This is a genomic window from Armatimonas sp. (genome assembly GCF_043760365.1).
In the GTDB taxonomy this organism is placed as follows: Bacteria; Armatimonadota; Armatimonadia; order Armatimonadales; family Armatimonadaceae; genus Armatimonas.
The window spans coordinates 1-1,601 of the sequence record NZ_JAYUPA010000524.1; the positions used below are offsets into that span (position 1 = coordinate 1).

3 protein-coding genes are annotated in these 1,601 nt (G+C 59.3%); all 3 read right to left on the reverse strand.

Translation table 11 applies throughout. The features are described 5' to 3' along the window. The coding region (locus ACH2EH_RS12240) for a hypothetical protein (RefSeq protein ID WP_395142042.1) at positions 1 to 270 on the reverse strand (270 nt) is incomplete at its 3' end. Positions 271 to 307: 37 nt separating this feature from the next. Next, positions 308 to 1,273 (reverse strand): hypothetical protein, encoded by a 966-nt coding sequence (locus ACH2EH_RS12245; protein ID WP_395142044.1) that lies wholly within the window; start codon positions 1,271 to 1,273, stop codon positions 308 to 310. A 92-nt stretch (positions 1,274 to 1,365) separates the two neighbouring features. Continuing rightward, the coding region (locus ACH2EH_RS12250) for a hypothetical protein (RefSeq protein WP_395142046.1) at positions 1,366 to 1,601 on the reverse strand (236 nt) is incomplete at its 5' end.

Consider the following 1,601-nt stretch of genomic DNA (forward strand, 5'->3'; position numbering starts at 1 on the left):
CCACCAGAGCATCACCGCGCTATCGAAGTAGAGCAAGCGCTCGGGCAGCACCTGCCGGGCAAGCGGCGCGGCAGAGAGGCGCTGAAGCACCTCGACCAGCTCCGCACCCCCCAGAAGCCGCCCCGGCAAAAGCTGTGGCGCTCGCTGAGGAGCAATTTGCACCGGGTTTATCGTCGCGGCGCAGCGCTTCTGATTCTCATCCTCGTAAAGCAAAATAGCCCGCGAGAGCATCAAGTTATCGTTGGTCGTTATTCGATCCGCTATGGTCATAGGTTGCCTTCCTTCTCATACTCTGACTCTGACCTACTCATACTCTGAGCCGCACCTCTAGCCCCAGCCCATCAGCAAGCTCGTCGGCGCTGGTGATCATCTTGTCGCAAAGTGCCAGGATCACCAGGCTCGTCTCCAGGGCCGTAAAAGCCCGCTCAATGCTGAATTCCCGCCCCCCGATCTGAAACGGATGACGCCAGACCAGCTCATCACAATACACCTGCGCGTTTTGTTCGTTGTAGTCATCGAACCAGCGGGCAACATGGGTGTGGCCCTCCTCTGAGAACCGGGCACTTCCCCAGTCAACACACGCCCCCAGATACGGCCCTATCGCCTCCTCGGAGAAGTAGCCTGCCTCGCTGGATAAATGCCCTTCCCAACCTGCCGAGAGGATCGCTTCGACTTCAAGAGCAGCTTCGAGAAGCATCTCTATGAAGGGAGTTCGCTCTGGCCGTGTCTGATGCAGCTTCAGCCCTTGCAGAAGCGCCTCGCGGTCGTAGGAGAGCTTGAAGACCTCTTCGGGGAAGTACACGCGAAACTCGTCGGGAGAAAGATCGTTGCCTTCTTCGTCGCTCCAGCATCCCCACCAGTCAAGATAGCCTTCAATCGTCCAAGGGCAGGCGCACCCCACAACGCCATCAAGTGCTCGTATCAGGATGCTGTAGACAGACCATGCCACCGCGCCGCCGAGCTGCTCCTTCAGCACCTGATGCACCGGCTCCCAGTCGAGCGACTTGTAGTGCGGGGCAATCATCCCCAGGCCGCAGATCGGTAATTCATGCTCCGCCTCTTTGGGAAGCGACTCGCAGAAGCGATCTGCATCTATCGAGAACGACAAGTGATCATCGGTGTAGGTGATCTCGTAGTGGGTGAAGTGCGCCAGGGAGCCGCAGCCTAGCTCCTCATTGGCCCAGCGCATTAGCCCACTGCTCACACTCTCAACCAGATCCTCTGTCCAGTCCCGCTCTTTGAGAATCTCCATCTTGAGCAGAGCCTTCGCCATCTCCGTGAGCATGTCGCTTGAGCTGACAACTGTCAGCGACCGGGGAATTTCTTCCCCGATCAACGGAACAGCTAGGAAGCTACCAAGCTTCGCTAGAGCGGCGGCAGGAGGCTGGAGGGGAGATGAAGCAGCGCCCCCGCCCCCCACTTTCCGATGCCACCAGCCAGAGCCAGCCCCAGCTTTTGCAGCTCCCCCGACTCTGACCATCTCTGAACCATCTCTTGCGTCGCCTCGTTGTCGCCGCCCTTGCACCGCTTCCGGAGCCCCTCGGAGAACGGCTTTACTGGTCGTGTCGGCTCCGCTTGGAAAACGTCCATCAGGCGCTTGG